Origin of the sequence: Bradyrhizobium sp. 31Argb (assembly GCF_043638955.1) — a bacterium.
Lineage (GTDB): Bacteria > Pseudomonadota > Alphaproteobacteria > Rhizobiales > Xanthobacteraceae > Bradyrhizobium.
The window spans coordinates 1-2521 of sequence record NZ_JBEGDB010000510.1; the positions used below are offsets into that span (position 1 = coordinate 1).

The following is a 2521-nucleotide window of genomic DNA, read 5'->3' on the forward strand; positions in this document are numbered from 1 at the left end:
GACAAGGCCCGCGCCAAAATGGGCCGCGCCTATCCCGACACTTCCAAAGAGTCATAATCACTGTGACGAGGTACTAGGCCTAGCTCCTCCGGCTAACGCCGGTGTCCGGTCGAAACGGGGGGCAGTTCACATGGACTCGCGCGCGCAATCCGACGCGGTCTTCAGAACATGCGGATCCAGGCCTTCCTGATCGCCGCGGCTGTCAACCTGAAGAGGCTGGCGTTCGCTCTTTTGCGCTTTCTCCAGATTGCCGCAGCCTCTTTCGTATTGCCCGATGATCATCGCCATCTCGCCGCCGCCTGATCCGCGGCCGCTATCGGCGTTTGGCTCTAAGCGGTTTTTCAACGGCCCCACGCGGCATCGCTGCCAGGAGGCGTTGAGCACCTTGGCGACGGTGGCCTTGATGCCCTCATGGGCGTCGGAGACGACTAACTTGACGCCGCGCAAGCCTCGGCGGGCGAGCTTGCGCAGGAACGCGGTCCAGAACGTCTCGGCTTCGGAGGGGCCGATGTCCAGCCAAGAACCTCGCGCCGGCCGTCGCTGTTGACGCCGACGGCGACGATCACCGCGACCGACACGATGCGGCCATTCTGGCGCACCTTCACGTAGGTGGCGTCGATCCACAGATAGGGCCAGTCGCCCTCGATTGGCCGGGCGAGAAAGGCCTTCACCTTCTCGTCGATCTCTCCACACAGCCGGCTCAGCTGGCTTTTGGAGATGCCGCTCATCCCCATCGCCTGGACGAGATCGTCCACCGAACGGGTCGAGACGCCCTGCACATAGGCTTCCTGCACCACGGCGGTCAGCGCCTTCTCGGCCATCCGGCGCGGCTCCAGGAAGCCCGGGAAGTAGGAGCCCTTGCGCAGCTTGGGAATGCGCAGCTCGACCGTGCCGGCGCGGGTCTCCCAGGTCCGGTCGTGGTAGCTGTTGCGCTGCGCCAGACGCTCGGGGTTCTTCTCGCCGTAACCCGCCCCGGTCTAGCTTTCGACTTCCAGCTCCATCAGACGTTGGGCGGCAAAGCCGATCATCTCGCGCAACAGATCGGCATCAGGGGTCTTCTCCACGAGCGTGCGCAGGTTCATCATGTCGTCGGTCATCGGTGGTTCCTCGGTTGCGTTGGCGTGTCGCAACCCGATCCTACCGGCGAACTGCCGGTGACCACCGCAAAGCCGCCCGCCCGCTACGGCGCTATTGGGAGCGCGCGTACGGGCGGCTTTGCTCTACCGAGCTACACCATCACTCGGGAGTACGTCATGCCAAGCTGATGATTGCTTGTGGGTGCAAGTCCCATCCGGCCAAAGCCGAAGCAGGCGAGCCGGGACCGAGTCTTGCGGGCGTCGCGGCAACGCGGGGTCTGAAGTGTAGACAGGAGCCATGCGGGGTGCGGGAATGAGCCTCGAAAGGTGGATGTTCGCGGAGGCCGAGTGTGTTCCCTAGTCACGAAGGCAGCATGAGCATCGTCGTTATGCGAGACGATGCCGCTCCGTCGGGGTCGACGGCCGCATCACGCATGGAAGGCAATCATCGGAACATGAGAGGCCCGACCGGGTCCACTGGATTGGTCTCCAGTGGGGGACAACGGCAAGGCACTGCCAGAGCCGCGGTCCGAGCTGAGGTCGGGAGTCGGACTGGTCCATAGTGTGCGCTGGGCAGCGCGTGAATCAGGAGGGTTGAAGTCCCTTCGGTGCTCGAATGAGGAGCACCGTATTCGAAGACGGGGGTAATGCCTCGTTGGCCAGGCGCGCGAGCGTCTGGAGGACAGGGTGTCCGGAGCGATCCGGAATCCGAAGGGTTTGAGGAGAAGTATCGGGCCGTAATCGAGGGGCAACCCACAGATGAACAGGTCGGCCAAAGATGGGGCAAGGTCGAGCCCGCATTATGGGGGCGAAGGCGTTACTCATTCACCCATCGTACCAAGGTGTTTGCTGACGGCACGATACGGAAGATTCATGCGTGACCCCAGGAGACCTGCCTGTGTCCCGGCAGTAACCGGGAAAGTGACCTTATAAGCGCAAGCGAAGTGGGAAGCGATGCACAGGCAGGAGTCGGAGAACGGAGTAGTACCAGAAGCGCGAGACGAATAACTCGCGTGACCAGCAATGGCGGATCGAGAGTGATCCGGGGAAGGACGTTCGTGAACGGGTCGAGAGAAGATGCGTCGAGATAGATGAGAAAGCAGCGTGGAGATGGACAGTTCCTTTTGTGAAAAACCCGAACGTCACGCTTCGAGGAGACTATCGGATCATCTTGTTCTCGAAGATCAGAAGCAGAAGGTCCACTCTCTGGTGGACAAGGTGTATTCACGCAAGAACTTGAAGCTTGCGTGGGAGCGCGTTCGCGCCAATCATGGGGCAAGCGGCGCAGACAAGGTGACCATTGAGGAGTTCGAGGCCAGTCTGGACGAAAATCTGGAACGGCTTCATCAAGAGCTTCGCGATGACACCTAAGCGCGCGCCTGATTTTTGACTCATGGATCGATTCGTCCCGGCCTCCGACAAGGAGGCAAAGCATGAATGTACGT

The 2521-nt window shown here is 61.4% G+C and carries 1 protein-coding gene and 1 pseudogene; both read right to left on the reverse strand.

What is annotated here, in order from left to right; genetic code table 11:
• Positions 1–306: 306 nt before the first annotated feature.
• Positions 307–1097: pseudogene (locus AAFX91_RS40765) on the reverse strand (IS256 family transposase); the annotation flags it as partial.
• Between the two features lie 1203 nt (positions 1098–2300).
• Positions 2301–2521 (reverse strand): hypothetical protein (locus AAFX91_RS40770; RefSeq protein ID WP_394570252.1); only part of this gene is annotated, 221 nt, incomplete at its 5' end.